This is a genomic window from Coriobacteriia bacterium (assembly GCA_013336165.1).
GTDB lineage: Bacteria > Actinomycetota > Coriobacteriia > Anaerosomatales > JAAXUF01 > JAAXUF01.
Window position 1 is genome coordinate 40,202 of record JAAXUF010000003.1, and the last position, 25,881, is coordinate 66,082.

Sequence of the window (25,881 nt, forward strand, 5' to 3'; positions counted from 1 at the left end):
TTTCCTTTTAGGGCCGGAGAGCTACTTCTTCAGGGGCACGAAACCTTGCTCGGCAACGATCTTCTGGCCCTCGGTGCCGAGGATCCAATCGATGTATGCCTTCATGACGCCCGTCGGCTGACCGTTGCTGATCATGTTCAGGTCACGACTCAGCGGATAGGTGCCGTTGAGCACCGTGTCTACTGAGGCAGTCACTCCCGCGCAGGTCAGAACCTTGATTGAGGAGTTGTCGTAGCCGAGGCCCACGTAACCGATCGCATCGGCGTTCTTGCTGACCTCGTCAACAATCGCCTGGTTGGACTGGAGGTTGCGCATCGATTTTGCGTAGGTCTTGCCGCTGCCGATGATCTCGTCCTGGATGAAAGAGTACGTGCCCGAAGACGAGTCCCTGCCGAGAAGGACGATCGTCGCGTCCTTGCCGCCGACGTCCTTCCAGTTGGTGATCTCACCGCGGTAGATCTTGCCCAGCTGCTCCTTCGTGATGTCCTTCATCGTGTTCGCCGAGTTCACGATGATCGTGACAGCATCTTTCGCAACAACCGTGGTGACCGCGTTGAGACCGGCCGTCGTCGCCTGGGACTTCTCGGCATCTTTGAGCTTACGCGAAGCGTTGGCGAAGTCGACTGTCTTGTTCAAGAACGCCGCTATACCAACGCCGGAGCCGCCGCCCGCGACCGTCAGCACGACACCCGGGTTCTCGGTGTTGAACTTCTCGGCCCAGGCCTGTGCCATATTCACCATCGTGTCGGAGCCTGAGATCTTGATCGTGCCGGACAATGTCGACTTAGTCGATCCCGACGTGTTCGTGTCTGTACTTGTGCTCTTCGAACTACAACCGCCTGCCGCGAGGGCACCGGTTGCGAGCATCGCCGCAAGCGATATCATCAACCACTTCCTGAGTTTCACCAGCATCTCCTCCTTGTGTGTGTACATCATTCGCACGCTCTTTTCCGAGCCCGCTACGAGCATGCTAAGAGGAAGCCTCCTGGAGTTGGTTGCATCGTCGTTAACTCCGGAACATATATGTAAAACAAATGTGAATTGCACTGCGTACGAGACTCTCGCATGGCATGATGCTCGCGAGACATGTGTTCCCGCGAGTAAGCAGGAGGAAACGTGGCAACCTTGCTCGTTGTCGAAGACGATCCGATCATTCGTCAGACAGTTCAGTACTCCCTGAAACGTGCAGGGTTCACCGTCCATGCGGTCAGCGACGGCGGCGAGGCCCTGGAAGCTGCCGCGCGCATCCAGCCCGACTTGATTCTTCTGGATCTCATGTTGCCGGGTATGGACGGCTATGAAATCGCTGAGCGTCTCCGGCGAACCGACAAAGAGACCGCCATCATCATGGTGACAGCGCTCGACACCGAGCGTGACAAGGTGCGCGGCCTAGACGTCGGCGCCGACGACTACATAACCAAACCCTTCTCGACCGAGGAGCTCCTTGCCCGCGTCCGCGCCAATCTGAGGCGGGTTCGTGCCAAGGAGGCCCTCGCCGGCGATCGGCTCATCGAAGTGGGCGACCTCACGATCGACCCAAAGAGTTTCCGGGTTTCGGTGCGCGGCACTCAACCTCGCCTGCGCCTGAAAGAGTTCCAGCTTCTGCTCGCACTGGCGCAGCGTCCCGGCCAGCTCTCCACGCGCCAGTTCCTTGCCGAGGAAGTGTGGGGCTACGAGCATCTCGCCTCTTCCAGAACCATCGACGTTCACGTGAGACGCTTGAGGCAGGCCATTGAGGACCCGTCGGACTACATCTACATCCACACGGTTCACGGAATGGGGTACCGCTTCGAACCGATCCTCAAGTCCGACCTTGAGCCGAACGGCGGGGTGCGCAGATGAAACGCCCCGAGTACATGCGGGGTTCGTACCGTGCCCGATTGGTCCTCGGCTACATTCTGGTCGCAACTGTTCTTGCCGCAGCTTGGATCTGGTCAATGTACGGCCCACTGAACACCGCAGTCGTCAACCAGGAGGAACGCAACCTCACGCAGACAGCACGCGCCGCAGCACTCTACGCCAACGCGTCAACGGAGCCGATCGGCGATGTCGCCAAGCGCCTCGTCGCCAATTCCGACCTTCGGCTCACTGTTGTCTCGGCGGACGGAACGGTGCTCGCCGACACCAACAACGACGCCTCGACTATGGAGAACCACCTGTCACGCCCCGAGATAGCGGCGGCGCTCAAAGGCGAGGTCGGCATCTCAAGGCGCGTTTCAAGCACGGAGGACAAACGGGAGATCTACGTCGCGGTACCGGCAACCATCGCCGGAAAGCCGGCGGCTCTGCGCATTTCTCGGCCTCTCACCGACGTTGAGCAGATTGCGAACACGTCCAGAAGTATCGGCTTGGGGCTGCTGCTTGCCGCCTTGGCGATCGTGGCAGGAATCGCGACCTGGGCGAGCGGTGCTGCCGCGCTCCCGATCCGCGACCTCTCGGCGATCGCGAAGCGCATGGCCTCAGGCGACCTGCACTCGCGGGTGCCGGAGGTGCCGGCCGACCTCAAGGCGCTCGCAGACGCGCTCGAGACGCTTCAGCATCAGATGCGCGACCGGATCGATGCCCTTGAAGGCGAGCAGAAGACGCTGCGCGCAGCCCTCGACGGCCTCACCGACGCCGTCTTCCTGTTGGACGGCACCGCTATCCACTACGCGAACCGGGCTGCCGGCCGGATCTTTCGCGCGGCCACGGGCGATCGGCGAGAGGTGCCGCTCGCCCGGTCCGGACTCCCCGAGTCGCTGGTGGCCGCCATTCTCGGCCCGCTCGGCGAGCGGCGGCACGTCGCCGTCGACCTCGATCCGGATCCGTTTGGGAGGACGCTGCGCCTCCTCGTCGTCCCGCTCGACGCCGCCGAGAACGGACGCACTCTCGTGGTCGTCACCGACATCACCGAGCGCGCCAGGCTCGACCGCATGCGCCGCGATTTCGTCGCCAACGCGAGCCACGAGCTCAAGACGCCGGTTGCCGGCATTCAGTTGCTGGCCGAATCCGCCGAGACCGCTGCCGAGGACGGCGACGCCGAGCAGTCGTTCGCCTTCACGCGCCAGATCGAGGCCGAAGCCGCGCGCCTGAAGCGCCTCGTGGGCGACCTGCTCGACCTCTCCCGTCTTGAGTCGATCCCCTCGCCTGATGCGGTGACTGACGTCAGGCAGGCTCTCGACAACGCTCTTGTCGGGCACCGCACGGCCGCCGGCCGCAAGGGCCTCACGCTCAGCGCGGACCTCTCGGCGGTGCGCGGCATCGACGTATTCGCCGCTGCCGCCGAGCCCACGGATGTAGCCATAGTTCTCGACAACCTGATCGACAACGCGATCGCCTACACCGCCGAGGGTTCCGTACGAGTCTCGGTTGAGGCAACCCCTTCCGAGGTTCGCCTGCTCGTGACCGACACCGGCCCCGGCATCGAATCCGAACACCTCCCCCGCATCTTCGAGCGCTTCTACCGCATTGACCGTGCTCGCAGCCGGGAGAGCGGCGGCACCGGCCTGGGCCTCGCGCTCGTGCGTCATGTCGCCGAGAGAAGCGGAGGCTCCGTCACCGTGAGCTCCGAGGTCGGCGTGGGCACGACGTTCACCGTGACGCTGCCGAGAGCACAGTAGGCAGCTTTGAGTTCGAAGAGCGCGTGGCTCAAACCCATGCCACCTGCTAGGATGCCTAGCGGGCGTTTTGGAGGATGCGAGTACCGTGCAGGATGACCTGAGAGACAACAGAGCGGAAGAACGCGCGATGCGGCGACGCAGGCGCGCACGCCGCGACAGGTGGATCGCAAGCGCTATCGCCGTTGTCGGCGTGCTTGTTGTCGTGGGCGCGATCGCTGGCGTGGTTCACCTAGTCTCGCCGGCACGCGCCGAGAACACTTCGGCGGACAGCAGTGCGGCTTCAGCCTCCGTCGCAGCAACGTCATCCCCGGCATCGGCGGTGGCCACGGCATCCGTGCCGGCTTCAACCCCGCCTGTCGCGACGCCGCCGGCCGAGACCCCCAAACCCGCTGCGACGTACAAAACCGACGGTAAGCGGACGATCGTCGTCTACCGGAGCCGCCAGGAGATCACGCTCTTCGCCGAGGACGGCAACGAGGTCGCTACCTACCTCTGCTCGACGGGCGAGTACTACCCGGTACCCGGAACATACAGCGTGTCCGATCACCAGCAGGCCTCATACGAAGCTGACCTGCGGTTCTACTACTTCACGATCTTCGCCAAATCGGAGAAGGGCAACAACATCGGCTTCCACTCGGTTCCGATCGATGCTGCAGGAGTCTCCGTCGGCGGGCTGGGCCAGCCGGTTTCGCATGGCTGCGTGAGGATCGCGTACGACAATGCAAAACTGGTGTACAGCTGGGCGGCCGTGGGAACCAGGGTCGTAGTGGTCAAGTAGGAGCGATCCTACCTGCGCCGCCAGCTCACATACGCCCTAGCGCGATCACGACCGTTACAGCCAACGCTTCAGCACGCGAGGCTATCCGCGCTTGACCGCATAGCCGACCGGTGCCCGAATATGCTGCAAGGCAAGAGAAGAGCAGCGGCCCAGAAGCCCGAACCGCTGCCTCACTGCTCTATCGATCGAGAACCGACTCTCAGTTGTCCGGATTCTTCCAACCCTCTGGGAGTTCCCAGCTGTGACAGCTGTTGCAGAAGAGAGTCGAAGTGCCGTGCATACTGTGGCATTCGTAGCAGTTCATCACCCCTTGGTGCGAACTGTGGGGGTTGGCATTCTCACCGCCGCCGTAGTCTCCAGTGGCCTTTGTGACGTCATCATAGTTGTGGCAACCTTCCTGAAGACAGAATTTAGGGGTGGCAAACTTGCGCCCCTCAAGCGGATCGTTGAAGTTGCCGGTCACCCACTTGCCGGCCTCGGCAAGTTGCTCCGAAAGCGCGGGTTCGTGGCAGTCGAGACATGAGACCCCATTGTCTGCATGCGCGGTGATAAGGAGCTTGCCGTCATTGCCGTAATAGCCATTCACATACGCGTTCATCGGTGAATGGCATATGGCGTTGCAGAAGCTCGGCTTGCTGTGAAGGTAGAAGAACCCGCCGACAAGGGCAACGACTACTATGATAATGATGCCCAGCGTGATCCAGAGTCTCTTTCGGGACTTCTTGAACTTCACGGAGCCCATTAGGGCTTCGGTGTCTGACATCTACGACTCACTTCCTGTGGCATTCACGGAGTGGCGATTCTAACAGTCTGCTTGCCATGCGACGTCAGCTATTTAGGCTCATTTCCGAGCAGTTGTTTGAGGGGATTCGCGGTAGTACGATCGGCCAGAGGCCCATCGTATTCCTTGTCGCCATACCAGTTTTTGGCAACCGTCCCACCGAGAAGGTTTGCTACGGCATGACGAGCGGCCACGCTTCCGCTCCATAGAGCCACGGCCTGAGATGTGCCGGTGCTGTATACCTCAACGTTGAAACCGTGGACGCTGATGCCTCCAGCGTACAAGCCTTCGATGGGGGTGAAGAACGGATCACAGACACGGCAGGACTCGTCGATACGGATTCCTCCGTTGGTCTGAATAATGCCGGAGAAGATCCTGAATCCGTAGTAGGGGCCGTCACCGAGAGAAACCATGTATTTTGCGGTCTTGCCGAGAACAGAGTCGCCGGTACCAGCTGTCACGTTCGCTTCATAGGCCTTGATAGTGTTCACGAACGTATCACTAGGCACTCCCATCGCTTGCGCAAGCCCCTCAAGAGTTGGCGCAGTGAAGACGTATTTATTGTCCTTGTACTTCGCCAGATCACTGTCGAGACTGGTAGGTGTCTTGTAGTAGTAGTACCAGAGCGCGTCTGACCCCTTTGTCTCGAAGTACTTCTTCAGATTCTGTCCGAATATCGAGAAGCAATAGCCTTCTGTCTCGATGGCTTTGCCAGCCGGGATGAAGGGATACACAGAAGTCGCCTCTTCATTCACAAATCGCTCACCACGCTGATTCACCCAGACGTTCGTTGGCTGCAGGGCCACGGCGACTCCTAGCGGCGAGGAAAAAGAAAATCCCTTCACATTGTGGAACATGCCCGTGGGATAAACGCCCTTGCACATGCCATGAGCGGTCTGCTCAACCATAAGATGACCGTCGCCATCCTGACCGGCACCGAGCCCGAGGCACTTCTGCTGCACATCTTCGCCCGTGTAGTATGAGAGCAGGTCCAAGTTGGTTCCCATGCCGGCCGTGGCCAACAGGACAGCTTTTGCGTTGATGTTCTTGTACGCGCCAGAGACAACGTCGAGAGCTTGCACGCCAGTGCACTTGTGATCACTGGCCAACAGAAGTGCGGTCGCTCGGGTGTTCAAGCGAATTTCGACATTAGCGTAGGCTGAGTCGGACTTGATCTGGCTGGTGAGTTTCGCCATCGATTTGGCACCGTTGCGAGTCTCATAGTACATATGGGTTTCGTCGAGAAGAACGCCGTGTTTGGTGAAGAGCCATGCCGAGTTCTTGGCTGCATCGAGGTACAGATTGACCAACAGTGCCGGATCCTTCAGATACGTGCTAGCCTTGAACATGTCAAGAGCCTTCTGCCTAGCGGCCGCATAGGTTGTTGCACGAGCCGGCGCGTTGATCTCCGCAAAATTGCTGTTCCCGCCAGTAGCGGAAAGCTTCTCGAGCAAGAGTATCTTCGCCTTCGGCATCTGTTCTGCTGCGATCATCGAGGCCGTGAGACCAGTCAAACCCGCCCCCACAACCACGAAGTCGAACGTTTCTTGAACAGACGTGTTCTGTACGATTCCTATCTTTGCGGAGTTCTCATAGGTGGTGTATTTAGTTCCTTTTGCAGTCCCAGTATCCTGCGCTCCCTGACTTTGAGAAGTGCACCCTGCCGCAGCGACTCCCATGGCCATAGAGGTCAACGCTGCGCCTTTTAGAAATGCCCTTCTCGTCAGCGTCCTTGGACCTTGTTCTGAAACAGTAATCATTGAAATCCCTTCCTCCCTTAGAGCTCAGTGTCTTCTTTCCCTCATAACGAGTCTAGAAGGGGAGGCAAAACGGCGGTATCACTCGCCGCGGATGAATCCATGTGCGGCTTCTTGTATTCGCATCACCCGTGGCGTGTGATAGTCGGTAAGTAGACCCTTTGCATACGCACCGAGTGGAGTCTCGGCAGAAAGCCTCAACTGACTAGCCGTGCGGCATGGAAGGAAAAGCCAAGCACGACTGGGATGTGCCGCCCCTGAGGCTCTTTCGACTTCAGGAAGGCCAAGGGGCACCGCTCCCCGCCTTTGGGCTTGTCTCCGTCGCTGCATCCACCTCACCGAAGCACCGGCGTGCGGTTCTCGTGACTCGATCTCCTAGTGTTATGATGCCAACTGACTGTGAGCCTCATGGGATGGCTCTCTTTCGCTTCGGGGGTTCGTATTGCCAAACGACTGTCCTTGGGAAGTGACTCGTCGTGAATGAGCACGGAATGCCTCAGATTCTGAGAGTCGTCCTGCTTCTGCTTGGGATCTCTTTCTATCTGCTCTGGTTGATCGCAGGGGTCTTCAGCTTCCTAGTGTGGTATGGCGATTCGCCCTACCATGGAATGAACGCATGGCTGGTGACTCTGGTCGCGAATGCGGTCTCCCTGGCACTGGCATATTTTCTCGTCAGACGGATAGGTCCCCTAGTCCAGAGAATCCCCATAGTAGTAGCGTCAGCATGTGTGACAGCAGCGGGTATCGCATTGGTTTCTATTGCGTTGAATGTCGATGGGTATCTCCAGTTCATGATTCCTGGATGTGTGCTCACTGGTATTGGAGCAGGACCGCTTGCGCTCTGCTGGCGGGAGTGTTCCGAGGATTTGGCATCAAAACGGATCCAACGCAGCTTGTTCGCTCTGGCCATGGCATTGGATACCATGTTCTATCTGCTCGTCGTCTCGCTTCCGTTTGTCGTGGCCTTGATAATCTGCACGCTGGCCCCGATCTGTTCGGCCTTGTTCTTCCTCTATTCCTTCGACTCCTCGTCGAAGGCCGGGTCCGTCCTGAAACAGGAGAGAGTGACTGTGACAGCCTCTCAGAGGGGAACGGCCCTGGCAAGAGAGCAGGGAACACATCTGGCAATGTTGCTGCTCTGCTGCCTTTCCTTGTCATTCGCACAAGGAGTCTTCCGGACCGGTTTCCCGGCGGCAAGTGCGCGGTTGCCCTGGACCCTGATAATATCGAGTGCCGTATTGACGATTGTGGGCGTAGCTGCAGTCGACCTGTTTCTGCTGCAGAGGCTGCCGAGCAAGACTCTCCCACGTCTGTTCTTCCCCGTTGTGGTGATTGCGTGTCTGGCAATGCCCTTCTTCGTATCCCAAGACGCCTCGATCGCCCATTTCTTCACTTTTGCCGGTTGCTTCCTGCTCATGGTCTATCTCTATTCCGAGGTAGATGCGGCAAACCCGGGCAGACATCTTCCGACGCAAGTCTTCGCACTAGGGATCATCGCCTCAAATATCGGCTGCATCTTAGGAATCGTCTTTGGGAACATGGCGGGGAGCACCTCTACTACGGCGGTAGTAGGGTTACTTTACGCGGCTGTGTGCCTCGCTCTATGCCTATGTCGCGAACTGAGGAAGTCCTCGGTAGAGAGTGAACGCTTCTTGCCCGTGGCCAAGTCCGGAGAGAAGTACAACATATTTCGGATCCCTGCCGAGCCGGGAATGACCATGATAGACAGCATTTCCCGCCAATGCCATGGCGCAGCGATACAGTACGCACTCTCGACACGCGAGGAGGAAGTGCTGCGGTACTTGGTCAGGGGGAAGAGCGCAAAATCGATAGCGAGCAGCACATATATCTCCTACAACACCACGAAGACCCACATGAGCCACATCTACCAGAAGCTTGGCATACACACGCGCGAAGCGATGATTCAACTTGTGGAATCCATCACAATCAATGAGTGAGCTGCTGACCAGTAGCCTATGAGGCATGGTTCATGGGAATAGAATCCAGCCAACAGGAACGAAAGCTTGAATGGGAGATGGCCTGCCTGTAGTGGCGCTAGGAACAGTTTGTCCCTAGCGCCTGCGCCGCCAACTCGCATACGCCCCCGCGCACAACGACAACCACGCCCCGCCGAACAGCCACGACGCGATCACATCGCTGGGCCAATGGACGCCGAGGTAGACCCGCGAAAGCCCCACCAGCACGATCACGACTGCGGCGACCACAGCAGTCAGTACCCGGGGCCATCCGCACTTGACCGCATAACCCACGAGCACCCCGAACATGCCGAAGAACAGCAGTGATGCCAGCGCATGACCGGACGGGAACGAGTACGACGTCGGCAACGCGATCAGGGCATTGCCGGATGGAGGCCGCGTCCGCACGTACAGGTTCTTCGCCAGTGCCCCGAGGAGCGCTCCCGCCCCGACCGTCCCGGCAAGCGCGATCGCCTCGGCACGGTGTCTGAACGCGTAGAGCCCCAGCGAGACCACAGCGACCAGCAGCCACATCGTGGCGCCATTCGCAATCGAAGTCACGAGCATAAATACGCGCGTCAGTTCGGGCGTGCGCCAGGCGTGCACAGCTGCTGTGACGCTGCTGTCAAACTTCGCGATCGCCGAGGAGATCCGGAAGTCCTCGGCGAGTTCGAAGAATGCTGCGAGGCACAGGGCGGCCACAGCCACCCCCGCCAGAAGCGGCCAGATGCGGCGCGTGCGCGTTCTCGCCCGGGCCACCTACGCGTCCGCCGCTTCGAGGAGACGCGCGGCGATCTGCTTCTTGCGCGAAAGCACGCCCGGCATCCACGCCGAGCCACCTACGAGCGAGATCCCCAGCGCGCGCTCGATCCCGCGCGTCGCACCGACTGCGAGAACTTCGCTCCCCTCGCGCATGATGTCGGTCACCAGCAGCACGACCGCCGAGTACCCGCGCGCCTCGCGCAGGGTCTCCATCGTCGCGCGCAGCTCGTCGGCGTGCTCCATGACGGCGTTCGCGTCGACGGTCTCATACTGCGAGACCAGGAGCGTCCCCTTGCCCACGCGGAACTCTTTCGCGTCCGCGCGAACCACACCCTCCGCCGAGAACACCTCGCCGACCCGTCGCGAGCGCAGAAGCTCCATCCCAAACTCGATCGGGTCCACTCCCACGGTGCTCGCGAGTTCAGTGGCGATGCGGCGATCGGTGTCGGTGGTGGTCGGCGACTTCAGGAGCACGGTGTCCGTCAATATAGCCGAGAGCAGGATCCCCGCGATCGCGGCCGGAATCTCCACGCCGAGCTCTCGGAAGCGCGCCGCCACGATCGTGGCCGTCGAACCGACTGGCATGTTGAGGAACAGAATCGGGCTCGCGCTCTGAATGTCCCCCACGCGGTGATGATCGACGATCTCGACCACGGTCGCGTCTTCGATCCCCAGCGCAGACTGCGCGACCTCGTTGTGGTCGACAAGCACGACGCGCCGCCGCGTCCCGCGCGCGACATCGGTACGTGTGAGAATGCCCACGACCCGGCCATCCTCCCCGCTCACCACGGCCTCGCGCTGAGAGCTGGCGAGGAGGTCCTCCGCCGCCTCGGCAAGCAGTGCCTCGGGGCCGACCGTGAGCACGTCGGTGTCCATCAGGTCGCCGACCGCATGCGCAAGCGAAACCAGGCGCGCAGCCGAGTACGTGTCGCGCGAGGTGACGACAACGGCGGCGCCCTTGGCGCGCGCGAGTTCAATGACGTCGTCGGCAGGGCGGAAGCCGCCGGTCGAGATCAGGCACGCCGCACCTGCTGCCAGCGCCATCGGCTGAGTGCGAAGGCGGTCGCCCACGATGAGCGTGTCGCCCGGACGGATGCGCGCAGCCATCGTTGAGGGCTCGGCGGCACCCACGATGACGTCGCCGCTGATCTCGGCTCCCGCGTCGCCGCACAGAAGCTCGCCGTCGAGTGCGAGCACAAGCTGCTCCACGCTTACCGGCATGCGCTGGAACCCTGCGATCACCGTTTCGTCGAGGTAGTGTTCGGCGAGCACGCGTTCGCCCACGAAGCCCACCGCACGGCCATCGACGTCGACCACCGGTACGCCACGCACGCCGTGCTGCCGCATGATGCGGCCGGCCGCAAGCATCGGGTCCTCGGGGCGAATCGTGATCGGTTCGGGCGTCATGACATCGCGAACGCGGGTTCGAACGTGCTCGAGTTCGGCGGGCGCATCAAGACCGAAGCGCTCGAACACCCAGCGGGTCTCCTTGGGCAGCGGCCCGAGCCGCACCGGCAGATAGACGTCGCACGCGTCGGTGACGTTCTTGAGGTGCGCGTATGCGACAGCCGAGCAGATGCTGTCGTTATCGGGATTCCTGTGGCCGAAGACGAGGATCTGGCCCATGTTTCCTCCTGCGCCGCGCTCGCGGACTTAAGGCTTGAGCTTGACTATTGGAGCGTACCCGACCAGCAGCTTCTTCGTCTCTCCGGTGCGGTCGAATCTGATCTCGAGCGCGTCGCCGTTGACCGACAGCACCCGCCCGCGCCCGAACGCCTTATGATCGACGATGTCACCTGGACAAAACGTCTCGGCGGATTCCTTGGGCGCACGTGAGACCGGGCCCGCCGGCGCGCCGGAGCCGAACACGCGGCCGCCACTGGCGCCGGCACCCGTGCCATGACCGAGCGTTCCGCGCCTGTCGCCGCGCTTCTCCCATCCGCCGCCTGACACACCGTCAGAGCCCACACCGCAAGCCAGAAGGTGCTCGGCGGGAATCTCGCTCACGAAGCGGCTCGTGGGGTTGTGCTGGGTGGTGCCGTAGATCGAGCGCGAGTTCGCGTGCGTCAGGTAGAGCCGTTCGCGGGCGCGCGTGATCGCGACGTAGGCGAGGCGGCGCTCCTCCTCAAGACCGGAAGGATCGAACATGGAGTTCGCGTGCGGGAAGATCGACTCCTCAAGCCCGACGACGAACACGACCGGATACTCGAGGCCTTTCGCCGTGTGCACGGTCATGAGCGTGACGAAGTCGTCGCCCTCAGCGATCGAATCAAGATCGGTGCGAAGCGCGAGCCATTCCATGAATGCGGGAAGATCGGGCGTATCGTGGTTCTCGGCGAACTCGGCGACGACGGTGAAGAACTCGCGGACGTTCTCGGCGCGCTTCATTCCCTCGTCGGTGCGCTCGGCCTCGTAGGCGTCGAGCATGCCCGAGCGGGCCACGATCATCTCGACGAGCTGACGCAGGTCGCCCTGCATCGAGCGCAGCTCGTCGAGCAGCTCCGTGAACTGCGCGATCGCGGTGCGGGCGCCCGAGCGGTGAGTGTCGTCATCGGCGGCCGAGCGAAGCGCCGTCTCGAAGCCGACGCCGGCCTCATGCGCAGCAGACTCCACGCGCTCGACCGTCGTTGAGCCGATGTTGCGCTTGGGTGTGTTGATGATTCGCTTGAGCGAGATATCATCGGCGGGGTTCACGACGGCCTTGAGGTACGCCATCACGTCGCGGATCTCGGCGCGGTCGAAGAAGCGCGTGCCGCCGACGATTCGGTACGGCACGCCGGCCTTCATGAGCGCGTCTTCCAGCACGCGGGACTGCGCGTTGGTGCGGTAGAACACGGCGATGTCGGTGTAGTGGCGGTACATGGTGCGGACAAGCCGCTCGATCTCGCCCGCGATGAAACGCGCTTCGTCGCGCTCGTCGGTCGCGAGGTAGCTCGAGATCTTCTCGCCCTCGGCGTTGGCGGTGAAGAGCGTCTTGACCTTGCGGTTGGGATTGTTCGCGACAACGGCATTTGCGGCCGCGAGGATGCGGGCGGTCGAGCGATAGTTCTGCTCGAGTTTGACCACCGCGGCCACAGGATAGTCGCGTTCGAACTCGAGGATGTTTCGCAGGTCCGCCCCACGCCAAGAGTAGATCGACTGGTCGTCGTCGCCGACGACCATGAGGTTGCCGTGGCCGGCCGCCAGCATGTTGGTGATCTGGTACTGCGCGTGGTTGGTGTCCTGGTACTCGTCCACCGAGATGTAGCGGAAGCGGTTCTGATACACGCTCAGCACATGCGGGTGCTCGGAAAGCAACCGGTAGGCGTTGCGCAGCAGATCGTCGAAGTCCATCGCGTTGGAGGTGAGCAGGCGCTGTTGGTAGCGTTCGAAGACCTGCGCAGCTTTGCGGTCAAGCGGCATGGCCGCCTTCGCCGCAAACGCGCTCGCCGTCATGAGCTCGTTCTTGGCCGCCGAGATCCTGTTGGCGATTCCGTTGATCGGATACTGCTTCTCGTCGATATCGAACTCGCGCATGACCTCTTTGATGAGGCGCTTGGAGTCGTCGGCGTCGTAGATGGTGAAGTTGCGGGTGAAGCCGAGTAGCTCGCCGTAGGATCGCAGCATGCGCACGCACATCGCGTGGAAGGTGAGCACCCACATGTCGCGCACGCGGGGCCCGACGAGTTCGCCGAGACGCCCCCGCATCTCGGCGGCGGCCTTGTTGGTGAACGTGATTGCCAAGATCTCGCCGGAACTAGCGCCCAGATCGCCGACGAGGTGTGCTATGCGAAACGTGAGTACGCGCGTCTTACCGCTGCCGGCCCCCGCGAGAACGAGGAGCGGGCCTTCGGTGGTCAGCACGGCTTGACGCTGCGCGGGATTGAGTGTGGAGAGATCGATATTCATGGGACGGGTAGTTTACCATGCCGAGAGGCCCCGGGAGGCGCTATCGGCTGGGGAGTCGGACTTCTTGTGAGATCATCTCAGATCGGCCTGCTGTCGTTCGTCTCGCGGATCTCCCGAAGAATGTCCCGTGATGGCCGCGAATCGAGCACAGGCCCTGCGGCGATCTTCTTCATCGTCAGAAGCGCAACCCGCTTCGCGAGCGCTCGGTCAGCCGTTTCCAGCCTGCAACCAAGAACCTGCGCAAGCGCGACATAGGCGGCGTCAAAAGCGGAGATACCGTTTTCGACCAGCTCCGCTGCCAACAGGACCTGCTCACGATCGGGCCCAAGAAGCGTCACGCCGGCGTCAAGAAACGTGCCCATGGCGTCAGCCAAGTCGGGCACCTCCCGATTCCGCCGAGCAAACACGTTGCACAGTTCATGCACGAGCAACGTCGGGGCGACAAGCTGCACCTCCCCCGCAGCATGCGCGGCGAGCAGCTTGTCCGCTTCGGGTACACCGTCTTCGTTCGCGGTCACAAACCACTTCACGGCGATGCTCGCATCAACCACGATCAGCGACGCGTCAGCCTTCATGGCGGGTCTCCTCGGCAGCTCGCGCCTCGGCGATCAGTGCAACCGGGTCTACACCAGCCAGTCCCAAACGCGTGCCAATCTGCTTCATCCGCTTAGCGGCGGATTCAATGCGCAGGCGCTTGATCTCGGCTTCGCGATCTGTTCGAGCTGCCGTGATGTACCGAACCGACGCCTCTTGTATCAGCCCACTCCGTGTGATGCACAACACGTCCGCTTCAGAATCGATCTCATCGAGCAGCTCTTGCGGAAGCGAGATATTGATCTTAGCCATCTTGCCACCTCCTAGTGGAGAACTCTATTCTCTACTCGGAGTATACACCGAATTCGGTGCGTCCTACGCCAGCGTCTTCCCCACCGAAGCCGCCACGCCTCGCAGGTCTGCGACCAGGGCGCGTATCCCCTCGAGGTCGAGCGACTGCGGACCGTCGCACAGCGCTCCGCGAGGGTCCGGGTGCACCTCGACCATGATGCCGTCCGCGCCCACCGCCACCGCGGCACGCGAGATAGCAGGCACGAGGTCCGCTCGGCCGGCCGGGTGTGAAACGTCGACGATTATGGGCAGCAGCGAGAGACTCTGGACGACCGGCACGGCCGTGATATCGAGTGTGAAGCGGTACGCCGTTTCAAACGTGCGGATGCCTCGCTCGCACAGTATCACGTTCTCGTTACCGGACATGGTGATGTAGTTGGTGGCCTGCAGCCACTCCTCGATCGTGGCGGCCATGCCGCGCTTGAAGACGACAGGCTTGCCGCTCTCGGCGGTGACCTGGCCGACCTTCTTCAGGAGGCTGAAGTTGGCCATGTTGCGCGTGCCGATCTGGATCATGTCGGAGTACTCGGCGATGAGCTCGGCGTGGGCTGAGTCGGTGACTTCGGTGACCACGAGCAGGCCGTACTCGTCGGCGGCTTCGCGGAGGAGTTCGAGCCCCTTCTCCTCGAGGCCTTGGAACGAGAATGGCGACGTTCGCGGCTTGTAGGCACCGCCGCGCATGACCTTGATGCCGAGCTCGGACAGGCACGCCGCGACCTCGTGCATCTGCTCGCGAGTCTCCACCGAGCAGGGCCCAGCAATGATGGTGCACGTGTTGTTGTCGCGCGTGACTGCGCCGATGGCCGGCGCGTTTTGCCCGCTCATCCTCGCAGCTCCTTCATCACATGCAGAATCGCCGAGTAGATCTCGCGGAGATTGTCGGCGAACAGCGGGCCCTTGTTGTGCTTCGCGAGGTTGACGAAAATCTCCTCCTCGCGCGCCGGGTCGTACAAGCCCCAGTGTACGACGGGCTTGAGATGGCGGATCTCCAGTGAGCACTCGGCGCGCTTGTTGAGCAGCTCCACAAGCTGGCCGTCGATCTCGTCGATCTCGGCGCGAATCTGCGCGATGCGCTCGGCTGCGGCGGTGTCGTTGGTTGTCATCTCAAAAAGCCCCTTTGCATCTGGACCCATAGGCCACGGAGAAGGCGGTGGCAAGCATTGTAGCCGAATCGGCGCTCAAAGGTCTGCCTATCGCGCCAGCAGCTCCGCCACTCGCGGAGTCAGATCGGCTCGCTCCGCTTCCGAGAGACCCTTGATCGCCGCCCACACCTCCGGGCAGTGCGCATCTGCAGGCGAGCCAAGCACCTCGCGGATCGCCGCGTCGACACGCTTGCGGCTGGGTTTGTCGTATTCGAGATCGAGGGCTTCGAACAGCCAGTGCATACTGCGCAGATAGCAGCTCATCGCGCCGCCCTTTCCCGGCTCGGATGCAGTCTCGCCCGGACCGGAGGCAGCAAGCTGACCGCCCACAGTGCAGCAGCGACTACGAACACCAGCGCGTACTCGGTGACAGGGATGAAGCTTATCTCGTAGACCTTCGCCAGCCGTGCGCCCGAGAAAGCGCCACTCGGATAGAAGGTGTAGAGGCCGAGCGACAGGAGCAGGTATGCGGCAGATGCCGTGCGGATGACCCACTTCGGAAGCCCGAGACCGTAGATCTGGGTCACGATGAAGATCGTGAGGAACCCGGTGAAGAACATCGTCCAGATGATCGAGCGCTGCGTATAGAACGCCACAGCGGTGCCGTGGATGAGCACGATCACTTCAAGAACAAGCGTCCAATACTTGTTCATGTGTACTCGCGTGTAGGCAAGCGACATTTGGATGAGCAGCAGGAACATATAGAAGAAGCCGATCACGTGCGCCCACGTGCTGACCACAGGATGGAACCAGAACGTGTAGATCGCCGCCCAGGCAATGTAGTAGCTGTGAACCCTGGTGGTCATCAGCACGCCGTCCTTGGGCAGCCGGACCTTGTGGCCGAAGAACAGCCCGCGCCAGCGATTCTTCATGATGAGGATCAGCACAAGCATCCCGACAACGGAGTACTGCGAACTCCAGATGGGGACGTCCTGAGCCAGTCCGTCGTAGAACAGCGATGTCTGGACAAAGTGGATCACGACGAACACGCCGTTGACGCCCAGAAGCCACCAGTTCCACTTCGAAAGAGAGTCGTCGACGCGCTTCTTGGAGGTGGTGAGCCTGTAGATCAGGTACCACACCAGAACCTGCTGAACTAGGTACGGAATCCACACCGAAGCCCGCGTCCACCATGTTGCATCCGGAAGCTTCCAGAAATACCACGCAGAGCCCTTGTCCGGAATGAGTGCGACTTGGGGCACCAGGAAGGCGTCGAAGACCGGAATGAGCGCGGCTACAAGAACCGCGGCGATCACGGACCACAAGAATGCGCGGCGATCGACCTTCATGGGCTCATCCCCTCAACAGCGCATGGAAGATGAACCCATGATACCCGTCCGTTTGAGAAACGCCAGAACGTCGGCGATGGCGCGCCGACGTTCAAGGCTGACTCTCGGAGATAGCCCAAGGGCTACTCCACTCCATTTGGAGATCACTTACTTAAGTGTCTCTCCGCGGCTCTCGAGCTCGCTCTTCACTTTTGCAGCCAAGATCGAAGAAACCGGGTTAGAGGGAGTTCTGCTGTATTTTTCGTACAAAGCAATCAGTTCTTCTTTGCTTTGTTCCTTGAGATCCTTCTCTTCAGCCATGATTCTCCTTTCATCAAGGACTAATTGTACTGTGTCTTCAGCCATGCGGCCAAAGTCGATGCGCAAGGGCAATCACTTGTCAGATGGCGCAACTGGAGCAGAAGGGGCTTTTGGTGCCGTAGGAACAGAAGGGGCTTTTGGTGCTCCAGGGGCAGCGGGGGCCATGGGCGCGCCCGGAGCCGGTGCGCCCTTCACTGCGGCGACTGCCTCAGATACGTCGGCTTCGCAAAACGGACAAATGTTCGGGATGTTCCCCATGACCTCATTTATCTTCTTGCCACAGTCGGGGCATTTTACCGACAAGCTCACGGTGGGGGGTCTAAAGCACATGGTCTCTCCCTAAAGAATGGACGTTGCCAAAACAGATGCTACGGGCTGCACCGGAACTGAGAAGGCCGATGCAGCCCCGCAATCGCTTACGGTATGAAACAGACTACCTTCTCGCCCTTCCCGGATACGGTCTCGCCAATCTTCTCGATGGGAACCGCAGTCATGCATGCGCCTAGGCAATGATGCACGCATGCGGGACGCTTCCCGGCTTCGATGCGATCCTCACACATGTCGCAAAGACTCGATGGGATGGGAACGTAGTCGTACATCCACGCGCCGCCGAGCTTGACGGGACCCTGTTTGGTTACTTTGATGCCATATTCCTCAACAGGCAGACCCTTCTCCTTGCGACATGCAACCTCGCAGGTGTGGCATCCGGTGCAGTATTTGTAATCGATGATGAGGGCGTACTTCGACATAGTTGCTCCTTCTCCTTTCAGTTGCCCTAGGAATCCAGTCCGTCGACCTTGTAGATCTTCGCGATGACGCTCTTGTAGTTGGCACCGTAGCCAGTCGACCCAATGATCTCGTGCGGGATAAGGTTGTTGGGGTTGGCTTTGAAGGGACCATACAAGTTGGGCGCTTCGCTGGTCTGCTCTGGAAACCACCAGCCATGTTCGCAGTGAATGATCCTCGGATCAGCCTCATAGCTCAAAGAGGCGCGCTGAACGCAGCGACCCTCAGGGTTCTCGATGGCCACCCAGTCGCCATCAGAGATGCCGTGCTTCGCGGCGGTCTCGGGATGGATGGTGACCAGCGGATCGGGATGCAGCGAGCGCAGGCTGGGAACGTTGCGGTGCTCGGAGTGGAAGTACAAGATATTGCGGCCGCCAGTGGTAAGGACGAGGGGGTACTCGGCCTTCACTTCGTCGGAGATGCGGTCGCTGTAGGGGCTGTAGTACGGCTCCTTGAAGAACGGTAGGGCCTCTTCGCCAAACATCGGATAGATGCTCGACTTCAGCTCGACCAGACCCGTCGGAGTATCGAAGCCGGGATCCTTGTCGGCGCGAAGCTTGCCGGTGCGGAACTTGTAGTACTCGAACGGCTGCTGACGCACGACATCCTGCTGGAGATCCTTGAAGTCCCAGTCGTACTCGGTATGCAGCTGCTCATCGAGGAACGCTTCCTCGTCTTCCCATGGCCATATGTCGGGACGCAGTCGCTTGCCCATATCAAGCATGATCTGGAAGTCGCTCTTGGTGTCGCCGGGGTCGACGGCCTGGTTCATGGCTCCGAGGAAGTGCGTGTTGCGGCCAAAATGGGGCATGACAATGCCGATGTGCTCCGCCCAAGTAGAAACCGGGAGGACCAGGTCGGCCAGAGCCATAACGGTCGGGGTCATGAATATCTCATTGGCGATGAAGAATTCCACTTGCTGCAAGTTCTTCAGCCATCGCTCGGGCTGTGCAGCCGAGCAGGCAAGAAGGTTGCTGCCGACGATCCAACCAAGCTTCAGAGGAAACGGCGGGTTCTCCATTTCCAGCCAGTCGATCATGGTGTCGCCAAGGGCGCCGGGCATGGCTCCGCCGGTCGTGTACACGGAATAGCGGCCGTCAAGCGGCTTGATCAACTTGTCGCGAGTCTCCGGCGGCAGGGACACAACGGCATCGTAGCGCCACTTGCCCATGAATGATGCGGGAGCGGCCAGCGTTAGACCGCCGGGAACGTCCAGGTAACCGCAAATGGCAACAATACCCAAGAAGAGATGGCCAGCCTGCACGCCGTTCTCCTGCATATCGAAAGCCAAACCCCACATAGCCGAGGAGGGGCCATTCGTGGCAAAAGCACGGGCAGCTTCGCGCAGAACGTCGGCGGGAACCCACGTGACTTCCTCGACGCGCTCGGGCGTCCACTCAGAAACACACTCGGCGAATGCCTTGAAACCGTAGCACCACTCATCCACGAACTCGTGGTCGTAGAGATCCTCCTGAATGATGACATTGGCCAAGCCCATGCCGAGAGCGGCGTCGGTGCCGGGGCGCAGCTGCAGATGATACTCGGCATGGGCAGCCAGCCACGTCAGGCGGGGATCGATCACGATGAGCTTCGAGCCGCGCTGCATCAGGTCGACGACGGCATGGCCGAACAAACCATCGGAGTTGGAATAGATCGGGTCCTTGCCCCAGATGACGATGTACTTGGGAACCTCGTAGCGCGGATCGTCGTAACGATCCGGGAAGAACGCCGCGTAGTCGAGCTCGGGATAGCCAGCTCCAAGATGATAGTTGGCCATGGTGCAGCGGGGACCGTAGCAGGAAGCACCGCTGATGACACCGGTCCTGTTGGGGGAACCCAGTACGTTGGTGGCATACACGTTCGCCCACAGCGTAGTCTCACGGCCAGTGCCTGTGATGACGAAGCAGCATTCGGGGCCGTGCTGTTCCCAAACCCTGCGAACCTCAGTCTCAATGAGATCATAGGCCTCGTCCCACGTGATCCGCTCCCATTTGTCTGTTCCGCGATCCTTTGGGTCACGCTTCATCGGGTGCAGCAGACGGTCGGGATGGTACTGAACCTCGTCAAAGGCCAAGCATCTGGGGCACAGGCGTCCTTGGCTTATCGGATGCTCAGGATCTCCTTCGACCTTGATAATCTTGCCGTCCTTGACGGACATGATGACACCGCATCCCGTGGGGTGATCACCAGGCGCGGACCAGGCGCAAGAGCGCACTTTGATGATGCCGTCTTCCTCCGTCATCCATTTCTTCTCGTCTGTCGTGCCCATATCTGTTCTCCTTTGCTTCTTCGCGGACTTCCTCACTGGCGCACGAAGGAGATCCGAGGTGTTACCCCAAAGGGAACCGTACGGCGGGCGACAAGACGCGCGCATCAGGCACAGCAGCCGAACGTTCATGAGAAGCGTGCGAAGTAACGGACAAAACAGGCATTAGCCTAATTGGTCTAGCCCCATCTCGGGAATGCCTCAAGCAGCCCACAGTCGCCGATCTCCCACCTATCGTCTTCCGACTGGGCTCAAACGCTGTCCCCATTCGGTCTTGTGGCGGGCATGATGTGGGACGAAGGGGTCTGCTCGCTCTTCCTCGATCAACGGCACGGTCTGACGTGAGTCATGCGAGCATATGCCGTCTGAAACCACGTTGTTCGTACGTTCTACTCCCACTCGATCGTGCCGGGAGGCTTGCTCGTGATGTCGTAGACGACGCGGTTGATGCCTTCGACCTCGTTGATAATCCGGTTGCTCATCTTAGCCAACAGGTCGTGCGGCAACCGCGCCCAGTCCGCCGTCATCGCATCGGCCGAGGAGACCGCGCGGATGATGATCGGATGGCCGTACGTACGCTCGTCGCCCATGACGCCCACCGAGCGGATGTCGGGCAGAACCGCGAAGTACTGCCACACGCCGCGCTCCGTGTCCCACGCGCCGATCTCCTCGCGGACGATCGCATCGGCTTTGCGAAGCAGTTCGAGTTTCTCGTGCGTGATGGCGCCGATGATGCGGACCGCAAGGCCCGGACCCGGGAACGGCTGGCGATGGACGATCTCATCGGGAAGGCCGAGTTCCGAACCCACCGCGCGCACCTCGTCCTTGAAAAGCGCCTTGAGCGGCTCAATGAGCTCGAAGTGGACGCCTTCCGGAAACGGAATCAGGTTGTGGTGGCTCTTGATCTTGGCGGCCGTCTTGTTGCCCGACTCGATGACGTCGGGATACAGCGTGCCCTGCGCGAGGAACCGCACGCCCTCAAGCGTGGTCGCCTCGTCGAAGAAGACCTTCCAGAACTCCTCGCCGATGATTGTGCGCTTCTTCTCGGGATCGGTGACCCCGGCCAGAAGCGACAGGTAACGATCCTCGGCGGATACGTGCACGAGATCGACGCGGAACTGGTCGCGGAAGACGCGGATGACCTCGTCGGCTTCGTTCAGGCGCAGCATGCCGTGGTCGACGAAGACGCAGGTGAGCTGATTACCGATCGCGCGATGCAGCAGCGCCGCGACCACGCTCGAGTCCACGCCACCCGATAGGCCGCAGATGACCTTGGCGTCGCCGACCTGCGTGCGGATGCTCTCGACCGCGTCATCGATGATGTTGACCATCGTCCAGAGCGGCGGAATGCCCGCAAGGTCGTGGAGGAAGCGTCGGATGATCTGCTGGCCGAACTCCGTGTGCGCGACTTCGGGGTGGAACTGCGTGGCGTAGAGCTTGCGCTCCGCGTCCTCCATCGCGGCAACTGCCGTGGTGCCCGTGCGCGCGGTGACGGTGAAGCCGCTCGGTACGGTGCCGACGCTGTCGCGGTGGCTCATCCAGACCTGCGAGATGACCGGCAGTCCGTCGAGCAGCTGACACTCGGGCTCGAGCACCTCGAGCTGCGCGAAGCCGTACTCGCCGATGTCGGTCTTGGGGATCTCCCCGCCCAACTGCAGCGCCATCTCCTGGATGCCGTAGCAAAAACCCAGGATCGGGATGCCCAGCGCGAGCACGGCGGGATCCATATGCGGCGCACCCTCGGCGTACACGCTCGCGGGACCACCCGACAGGATGATCGCGGCCGGACCCCGACGTGCGACCTCCTCGGCAGAAATGTCGAAGGGTACGATCTCGGAGTAGACGCGGGCTTCACGCACGCGGCGTGCGATCAGTTGCGCGTACTGCGCGCCAAAGTCCAGGACGAAGACGGTGGGCTGGTTCTCGTGTTGTTGCGCCACCGGCTGCTACCGGCCCATTCCGACGCCCTGCGTGTTCTGCAGTACCTTGCCCTCGGTCTGAAGCGACGGGGCAACCATGACTTCGGCCTTCTGGAAAGCCTTCAGGTTCTCGTAGCCGGTCGTGGCCATCGAAGTGCGCAGGCCGCCGAGAAGGTTCAGGGTACCGTCGTTCTGGTGCGCCGGGCCAAGCAGGATCTCTTGCAGCGTGCCGCGTATGGTCGCCTTGACGCGGGTGCCGCGAGGCAGATCCGGGTGGAAGGTCGCCATGCCCCAGTGGTAGCCGCGGCCGGGCGCCTCAGAGGCACTCGCGAGCGGCGAGCCGATCATGACGGCGTCGGCGCCAACGGCGATCGCCTTAGCGAGGTCGCCACCGGTGCGCATGCCGCCATCGGCAATGATGTGGCAGTACTTGCCCGTCTCCTCAAGGAAGCGGGTACGAGCGGCAGCTGCGTCGGCAATAGCGGTGGCCTGCGGCACACCGATGCCGAGCACGCGGCGCGAGGTGCACGCATGGCCTGGGCCCACACCCACGAGCACGCCCACGGCGCCGGCACGCATGAGGTGCAGAGCGCCTTGGTAGCTGCAGCAACCGCCGATGATGCACGGGATGTCGAGAGCTTCGACGAAGGCGTTCAAGTCGAGCGGCTTGTCGTAGCTGCTCACGTGCTCAGCCGAGACGACCGTGCCCTGGATGACAAGGAGGTCGAGACCGCCGGCAAGGGCAGCTTCTAGGTAGCGTTCACAGTTCTGGGGAGTGAGCGATGCGGCGGCAAGAACGCCGCCGTCTTTGATCTCGCGAACGCGCTTCGTGATCAGCTCAGGCTTGATCGGCTCCTTGTAGATCTCCTGCATCTTCGCGGTTGCCTCTTCCTTGTCGAAAGAAGCGATCGCGTCGAGCATGGGCGCCGGATCCTCGTAACGGGTCTGGATGCCCTCGAGGTTCAGGACCGCGAGACCGCCCAATTTGCCTAAGGTGATCGCAAAGGCGGGATCGACGACACCGTCCATAGCTGAGGCGAGGACAGGAAGCGGGAAGACGTAATCACGACCGCGGAACGAGAACTGCCAAGTGATATCCACATCGCGCGGATCCCGAGTCCTCCTGGATGGCACGATCGCAATGTCGTCGAATCCGTATGCCCGCCGTGCCGTCTTGCCGCGTCCGATCTCGATCTCCATATGTGCGCATCCTCCTTGAAAGTCAAAACGCCTCTTTGGGCGATGGTTCCACTTTCACCGGGGACGAGGGCGGCGGGTCTTCCAGATACGACGAGACCAGGCAATCGTCGCCGAGTTGCAGAAGCGAGCTGCCTGGTCCGACCTAATGCTACGAAGAGTGGCCCGCGGAACCGGAAATCCATCCGGACTGCGCCCCGGTGTGAGTATTCTACACGTTGAACTTGAAGTGCACCACATCACCGTCAGCCATGACGTACTCTTTGCCCTCAAGCCGCATCTTGCCTGCCTCGCGGGCGCCCTTCTCCCCGCTGAGCGCGACATAGTCCTCATATGCGATGACCTCGGCTTTGATGAAACCACGCTCGAAGTCCGAGTGGATCACGCCGGCTGCCTGTGGCGCCTTCGCGCCGATCGGAATCGTCCACGCGCGAACTTCCTTCTCTCCCGCGGTGAAGTAGCTCTGCAGGCCGAGCAGGCGGTATGCCTCGCGGATAAGCGCGTTTAAACCAGGCTCAGACAAGCCGAGATCAGCGAGATACTCGGCTGCCTCTGTCGGATCGAGTTCGGCGACGTCTGCCTCTATCTGGGCGCAGATAGGGATGGGACGCACGCCATCCACCAGCGCCAGCTCTTTCGTGACCTGCGACTCGTCGACGTTGGCGACGTAGAGCATCGGCTTCATGGTGAGCAGATGCAGGTCGCGCACCGACTCGCGCTCCTCGGGAGTCATGTCCATCTTGGCCGCGCGGTGACCCTGGTTCATCCAGACCTGTAGGCGTTTGGCGACCTCGATCTTGAGCTCGAGTGTCTTGTCGCGTTTGGCTTCCTTCTCAAGCCGCGGAAGCGCGCGTTCCAGAGTGCCCAGATCCGCTAGGACGAGTTCCGTTCGAATCGTCTCGACGTCACTCTCGGGATCGACCCGGCCTTCGACGTGGACGACATTCTCGTCGGTGAAGTAGCGCACGACCTCGGCGATGGCGTCGGTCTCGCGGATGTTGGCGAGGAACTGATTGCCCAGACCCTCCCCTTCGTTCGCGCCCTTGACCAGCCCGGCGATGTCGACAAACTCGACGGTGGCCGGCATGATGCGCTGAGGGTGCACGATCTCGGCAAGGCGCTCAAGCCGGGCATCCGGAACCGCCACGATGCCGACGTTGGGCTCGATCGTGGCGAACGGATAGTTCGCGGCGTCGACCATCTTGCGGGTCAGTGCGGTGAACAGGGTGGACTTGCCCACATTGGGCAAACCGACGATTCCCAGGGAAAGCGCCACGTCTAGACTCCTCGGCAGAAGCACCGGAACGCCAACCGCCCCGCGTGCATGCGGTATAGTACCACCCATGAGTTCTCTACCAACGATCGTGGTCGTACACGCATCGGTGGGCTCCGGTCATAAGATCGCCGCCGAATCCGTTGCCGCCGAACTGCGCACACTTAATCCCGAAGTCCGCGTCAGGGTTCTCGACGTGCTTGACTTCGGCACTTTGCGAATCTCGGGCAACTCCGCTGCGAGCATCGTTGCAGGTCCGATGGCGCCCGTCTATAACGCCGTCTGGGGCAGCGTTCCTCTCGGCCGAGCGGTCATGGCGGCAGGACGCCCCGCTTTGCGCGGCTTCTTCGGGCGCTTCGAGCGCTGGCTTCGCGAGAATCGCCCCGTTGCCGTAGTCGCCACCCACGCACTCGCCGCAAACCTCGCGGTCCAAGCGGCGGCGCGCAATGCCAACCTCAAGAACATGCCGATAATCGCGGTCGCGACCGACTTCGGCGTTCACGGCTACTGGCCGCGGCGCGGGCTTTCTCTCTTCTGTGTGGCCGATGACGCAAGCGCACGGGAGCTGCAGCATCGTGGAATGCCGGAGGACGCGATCGCAGTGACGGGCATCCCCGTACGTCCGCAGTTCATGGTATCCCGAGACGCTATTGCGACCCGGGAGCGTCTCGACCTGCCACCCGAAAGGCGTCTGCTTCTGGCGCTTGCGGGAGCCTCGATGCCGGGACCGTATGAGCACTTCAAGACTGCGCTTGCCGTCGCACTGCCTGCAATTGCCGGATTGCCCGATACGGCCGTAGCGGTTGTCACCGGCCGCGACACGGCGTTCGCCGATGAACTACGCAAGCGCGCCTCCGGCATCACCGCCACGAACGTCCGCATTCTCGGCTACACGGAGAACATGGCTGACCTCATGGGTGCCGCCGATCTGGGAATATGCAAGCCCGGCGGCCTCGTGACCGCAGAGTGCATCGACTCCGGCCTTCCGGTGGTATTGGTAGGGCCGTCGGCCGGTCAGGAGCGCGCGAACGTGCACACGCTGGTCCGAGCCGGAACCGCGGTCGACTGCGAAGACCCGCGCCGACTCACGGAAGTCGCGCGCAAGACGATCTCAAACCCCGCTAAGCTCGCGCAGATGCGGGAAGCGACGCTGAAGCTCGCGCGCCCGACCGCTGCAATCGATATCGCCGAGCGAATCTTGAGACTCATCGGCTAAGGCACCGAGGGGAATCACCCTCTGCCCGGATTTGTCACTTATCTCCAGGCAGAGGATTCCCGCTAGA

23 protein-coding genes are annotated in these 25,881 nt (G+C 61.3%); 5 read left to right on the forward strand and 18 right to left on the reverse strand.

Annotation, left to right across the window (positions count from 1 at the left end):
• Window positions 1-21 precede the first annotated feature (21 nt).
• On the reverse strand, window positions 22-969 hold the full coding sequence (locus HGA39_03025) for a PstS family phosphate ABC transporter substrate-binding protein (protein NTW28322.1): 948 nt from the start codon (window positions 967-969) through the stop codon (window positions 22-24).
• A gap of 147 nt (window positions 970-1,116) precedes the next feature.
• On the opposite strand from HGA39_03025, the gene HGA39_03030 reads away from it, so the two are divergent.
• From HGA39_03030 to HGA39_03040, 3 genes are all read left to right on the forward strand, one after another.
• Window positions 1,117-1,842 carry a response regulator transcription factor gene (locus HGA39_03030; protein NTW28323.1) on the forward strand — a complete coding sequence of 242 codons (726 nt, stop codon included), beginning with the start codon at window positions 1,117-1,119 and terminating at the stop codon, window positions 1,840-1,842.
• A complete protein-coding gene (locus tag HGA39_03035) occupies window positions 1,839-3,599 on the forward strand; it encodes a GHKL domain-containing protein (GenBank protein ID NTW28324.1) in 1,761 nt (586 codons plus the stop codon). The genes HGA39_03030 and HGA39_03035 overlap by 4 nt, the downstream gene beginning before the upstream one ends.
• Window positions 3,600-3,726: 127 nt before the next feature.
• A complete protein-coding gene (locus HGA39_03040; GenBank protein NTW28325.1) occupies window positions 3,727-4,377 on the forward strand; it encodes a L,D-transpeptidase in 651 nt (216 codons plus the stop codon).
• A gap of 199 nt (window positions 4,378-4,576) precedes the next feature.
• Here HGA39_03040 and HGA39_03045 read toward each other — a convergent pair whose 3' ends face one another.
• Together HGA39_03045 and HGA39_03050 are read right to left on the reverse strand one after the other, a co-directional pair.
• Window positions 4,577-5,140, reverse strand: a complete 564-nt coding sequence (locus tag HGA39_03045) for a cytochrome c3 family protein (GenBank protein NTW28326.1) — start codon at window positions 5,138-5,140, stop codon at window positions 4,577-4,579.
• Window positions 5,141-5,208: 68 nt separating this feature from the next.
• Window positions 5,209-6,672, reverse strand: a complete 1,464-nt coding sequence (locus HGA39_03050) for an FAD-binding protein (GenBank protein ID NTW28327.1) — start codon at window positions 6,670-6,672, stop codon at window positions 5,209-5,211.
• 1,109 nt (window positions 6,673-7,781) lie between these two features.
• On the opposite strand from HGA39_03050, the gene HGA39_03055 reads away from it, so the two are divergent.
• A complete protein-coding gene (locus HGA39_03055; protein ID NTW28328.1) occupies window positions 7,782-8,873 on the forward strand; it encodes a response regulator transcription factor in 1,092 nt (363 codons plus the stop codon).
• A 114-nt stretch (window positions 8,874-8,987) separates the two neighbouring features.
• Here the strand turns inward: HGA39_03055 and HGA39_03060 are convergent, their stop codons facing one another.
• From HGA39_03060 to ychF, 15 genes are all read right to left on the reverse strand, one after another.
• Window positions 8,988-9,650, reverse strand: a complete 663-nt coding sequence (locus HGA39_03060; GenBank protein NTW28329.1) for a phosphatase PAP2 family protein — start codon at window positions 9,648-9,650, stop codon at window positions 8,988-8,990.
• Entirely contained in the window at window positions 9,651-11,279 is a 1,629-nt protein-coding gene (locus HGA39_03065; protein ID NTW28330.1) for a putative manganese-dependent inorganic diphosphatase, read from the reverse strand.
• A 27-nt stretch (window positions 11,280-11,306) separates the two neighbouring features.
• A complete protein-coding gene (locus HGA39_03070; protein ID NTW28331.1) occupies window positions 11,307-13,541 on the reverse strand; it encodes a UvrD-helicase domain-containing protein in 2,235 nt (744 codons plus the stop codon).
• 77 nt (window positions 13,542-13,618) lie between these two features.
• Window positions 13,619-14,116: a type II toxin-antitoxin system VapC family toxin gene (locus HGA39_03075; GenBank protein ID NTW28332.1), complete on the reverse strand. Its 498-nt coding sequence runs from the start codon at window positions 14,114-14,116 to the stop codon at window positions 13,619-13,621.
• Complete coding sequence (locus HGA39_03080; GenBank protein ID NTW28333.1) at window positions 14,106-14,387, reverse strand: hypothetical protein; 282 nt, start codon at window positions 14,385-14,387, stop codon at window positions 14,106-14,108. Before HGA39_03080 ends, HGA39_03075 begins: the two co-directional genes overlap by 11 nt.
• A gap of 63 nt (window positions 14,388-14,450) precedes the next feature.
• A complete protein-coding gene (gene aroF, locus HGA39_03085; GenBank protein NTW28334.1) occupies window positions 14,451-15,251 on the reverse strand; it encodes a 3-deoxy-7-phosphoheptulonate synthase in 801 nt (266 codons plus the stop codon).
• Window positions 15,248-15,529, reverse strand: coding sequence for a chorismate mutase (locus HGA39_03090; protein NTW28335.1), 282 nt, complete (start codon window positions 15,527-15,529; stop codon window positions 15,248-15,250). The genes aroF and HGA39_03090 overlap by 4 nt, the downstream gene beginning before the upstream one ends.
• An 87-nt stretch (window positions 15,530-15,616) precedes the next feature.
• On the reverse strand, window positions 15,617-15,832 hold the full coding sequence (locus HGA39_03095; GenBank protein NTW28336.1) for a hypothetical protein: 216 nt from the start codon (window positions 15,830-15,832) through the stop codon (window positions 15,617-15,619).
• The gene (locus HGA39_03100) at window positions 15,829-16,857 is read right to left on the reverse strand and encodes a hypothetical protein (protein ID NTW28337.1); all 1,029 of its coding nucleotides are present in this window, start codon (window positions 16,855-16,857) and stop codon (window positions 15,829-15,831) included. The genes HGA39_03095 and HGA39_03100 overlap by 4 nt, the downstream gene beginning before the upstream one ends.
• Window positions 16,858-17,004: 147 nt before the next feature.
• Window positions 17,005-17,157 carry a hypothetical protein gene (locus tag HGA39_03105; protein ID NTW28338.1) on the reverse strand — a complete coding sequence of 51 codons (153 nt, stop codon included), beginning with the start codon at window positions 17,155-17,157 and terminating at the stop codon, window positions 17,005-17,007.
• A gap of 416 nt (window positions 17,158-17,573) precedes the next feature.
• Window positions 17,574-17,906, reverse strand: a complete 333-nt coding sequence (locus HGA39_03110) for an oxidoreductase (protein ID NTW28339.1) — start codon at window positions 17,904-17,906, stop codon at window positions 17,574-17,576.
• A 26-nt stretch (window positions 17,907-17,932) separates the two neighbouring features.
• Window positions 17,933-20,212 (reverse strand): molybdopterin-dependent oxidoreductase, encoded by a 2,280-nt coding sequence (locus HGA39_03115; GenBank protein NTW28340.1) that lies wholly within the window; start codon window positions 20,210-20,212, stop codon window positions 17,933-17,935.
• 386 nt (window positions 20,213-20,598) lie between these two features.
• Window positions 20,599-22,149 (reverse strand): glutamine-hydrolyzing GMP synthase, encoded by a 1,551-nt coding sequence (guaA, locus tag HGA39_03120; GenBank protein ID NTW28341.1) that lies wholly within the window; start codon window positions 22,147-22,149, stop codon window positions 20,599-20,601.
• A gap of 6 nt (window positions 22,150-22,155) precedes the next feature.
• Window positions 22,156-23,328, reverse strand: coding sequence for a GuaB3 family IMP dehydrogenase-related protein (locus HGA39_03125; GenBank protein NTW28342.1), 1,173 nt, complete (start codon window positions 23,326-23,328; stop codon window positions 22,156-22,158).
• Window positions 23,329-23,536: 208 nt separating this feature from the next.
• Entirely contained in the window at window positions 23,537-24,601 is a 1,065-nt protein-coding gene (gene ychF / locus HGA39_03130; protein ID NTW28343.1) for a redox-regulated ATPase YchF, read from the reverse strand.
• Window positions 24,602-24,668: 67 nt separating this feature from the next.
• Here ychF and HGA39_03135 point away from each other — a divergent pair, with 67 nt between their 5' ends.
• Window positions 24,669-25,814: a hypothetical protein gene (locus HGA39_03135; GenBank protein NTW28344.1), complete on the forward strand. Its 1,146-nt coding sequence runs from the start codon at window positions 24,669-24,671 to the stop codon at window positions 25,812-25,814.
• Window positions 25,815-25,881 lie beyond the last annotated feature (67 nt).

What these genes read in the sequence shown, in the direction of transcription:
- aroF (NTW28334.1), bottom strand. Translation starts at nt 15,251, where the DNA reads ATGAGCGGGCAAAACGCGCCGGCCATCGGCGCAGTCACGCGCGACAAC.
- HGA39_03100 (NTW28337.1), bottom strand. Translation starts at nt 16,857, where the DNA reads ATGAAGGTCGATCGCCGCGCATTCTTGTGGTCCGTGATCGCCGCGGTT.
- HGA39_03110 (NTW28339.1), bottom strand. Translation starts at nt 17,906, where the DNA reads ATGTCGAAGTACGCCCTCATCATCGATTACAAATACTGCACCGGATGC.
- HGA39_03125 (NTW28342.1), bottom strand. Translation starts at nt 23,328, where the DNA reads ATGGAGATCGAGATCGGACGCGGCAAGACGGCACGGCGGGCATACGGA.
- HGA39_03075 (NTW28332.1), bottom strand. Translation starts at nt 14,116, where the DNA reads ATGAAGGCTGACGCGTCGCTGATCGTGGTTGATGCGAGCATCGCCGTG.
- HGA39_03040 (NTW28325.1), top strand. Translation starts at nt 3,727, where the DNA reads ATGCGGCGACGCAGGCGCGCACGCCGCGACAGGTGGATCGCAAGCGCT.
- HGA39_03035 (NTW28324.1), top strand. Translation starts at nt 1,839, where the DNA reads ATGAAACGCCCCGAGTACATGCGGGGTTCGTACCGTGCCCGATTGGTC.
- HGA39_03115 (NTW28340.1), bottom strand. Translation starts at nt 20,212, where the DNA reads ATGGGCACGACAGACGAGAAGAAATGGATGACGGAGGAAGACGGCATC.
- HGA39_03065 (NTW28330.1), bottom strand. Translation starts at nt 11,279, where the DNA reads ATGGGCCAGATCCTCGTCTTCGGCCACAGGAATCCCGATAACGACAGC.
- HGA39_03025 (NTW28322.1), bottom strand. Translation starts at nt 969, where the DNA reads ATGCTCGTAGCGGGCTCGGAAAAGAGCGTGCGAATGATGTACACACAC.
- HGA39_03095 (NTW28336.1), bottom strand. Translation starts at nt 15,832, where the DNA reads ATGAGCTGCTATCTGCGCAGTATGCACTGGCTGTTCGAAGCCCTCGAT.
- HGA39_03080 (NTW28333.1), bottom strand. Translation starts at nt 14,387, where the DNA reads ATGGCTAAGATCAATATCTCGCTTCCGCAAGAGCTGCTCGATGAGATC.
- HGA39_03045 (NTW28326.1), bottom strand. Translation starts at nt 5,140, where the DNA reads ATGTCAGACACCGAAGCCCTAATGGGCTCCGTGAAGTTCAAGAAGTCC.
- HGA39_03070 (NTW28331.1), bottom strand. Translation starts at nt 13,541, where the DNA reads ATGAATATCGATCTCTCCACACTCAATCCCGCGCAGCGTCAAGCCGTG.
- HGA39_03090 (NTW28335.1), bottom strand. Translation starts at nt 15,529, where the DNA reads ATGACAACCAACGACACCGCCGCAGCCGAGCGCATCGCGCAGATTCGC.
- HGA39_03105 (NTW28338.1), bottom strand. Translation starts at nt 17,157, where the DNA reads ATGGCTGAAGAGAAGGATCTCAAGGAACAAAGCAAAGAAGAACTGATT.
- HGA39_03135 (NTW28344.1), top strand. Translation starts at nt 24,669, where the DNA reads ATGAGTTCTCTACCAACGATCGTGGTCGTACACGCATCGGTGGGCTCC.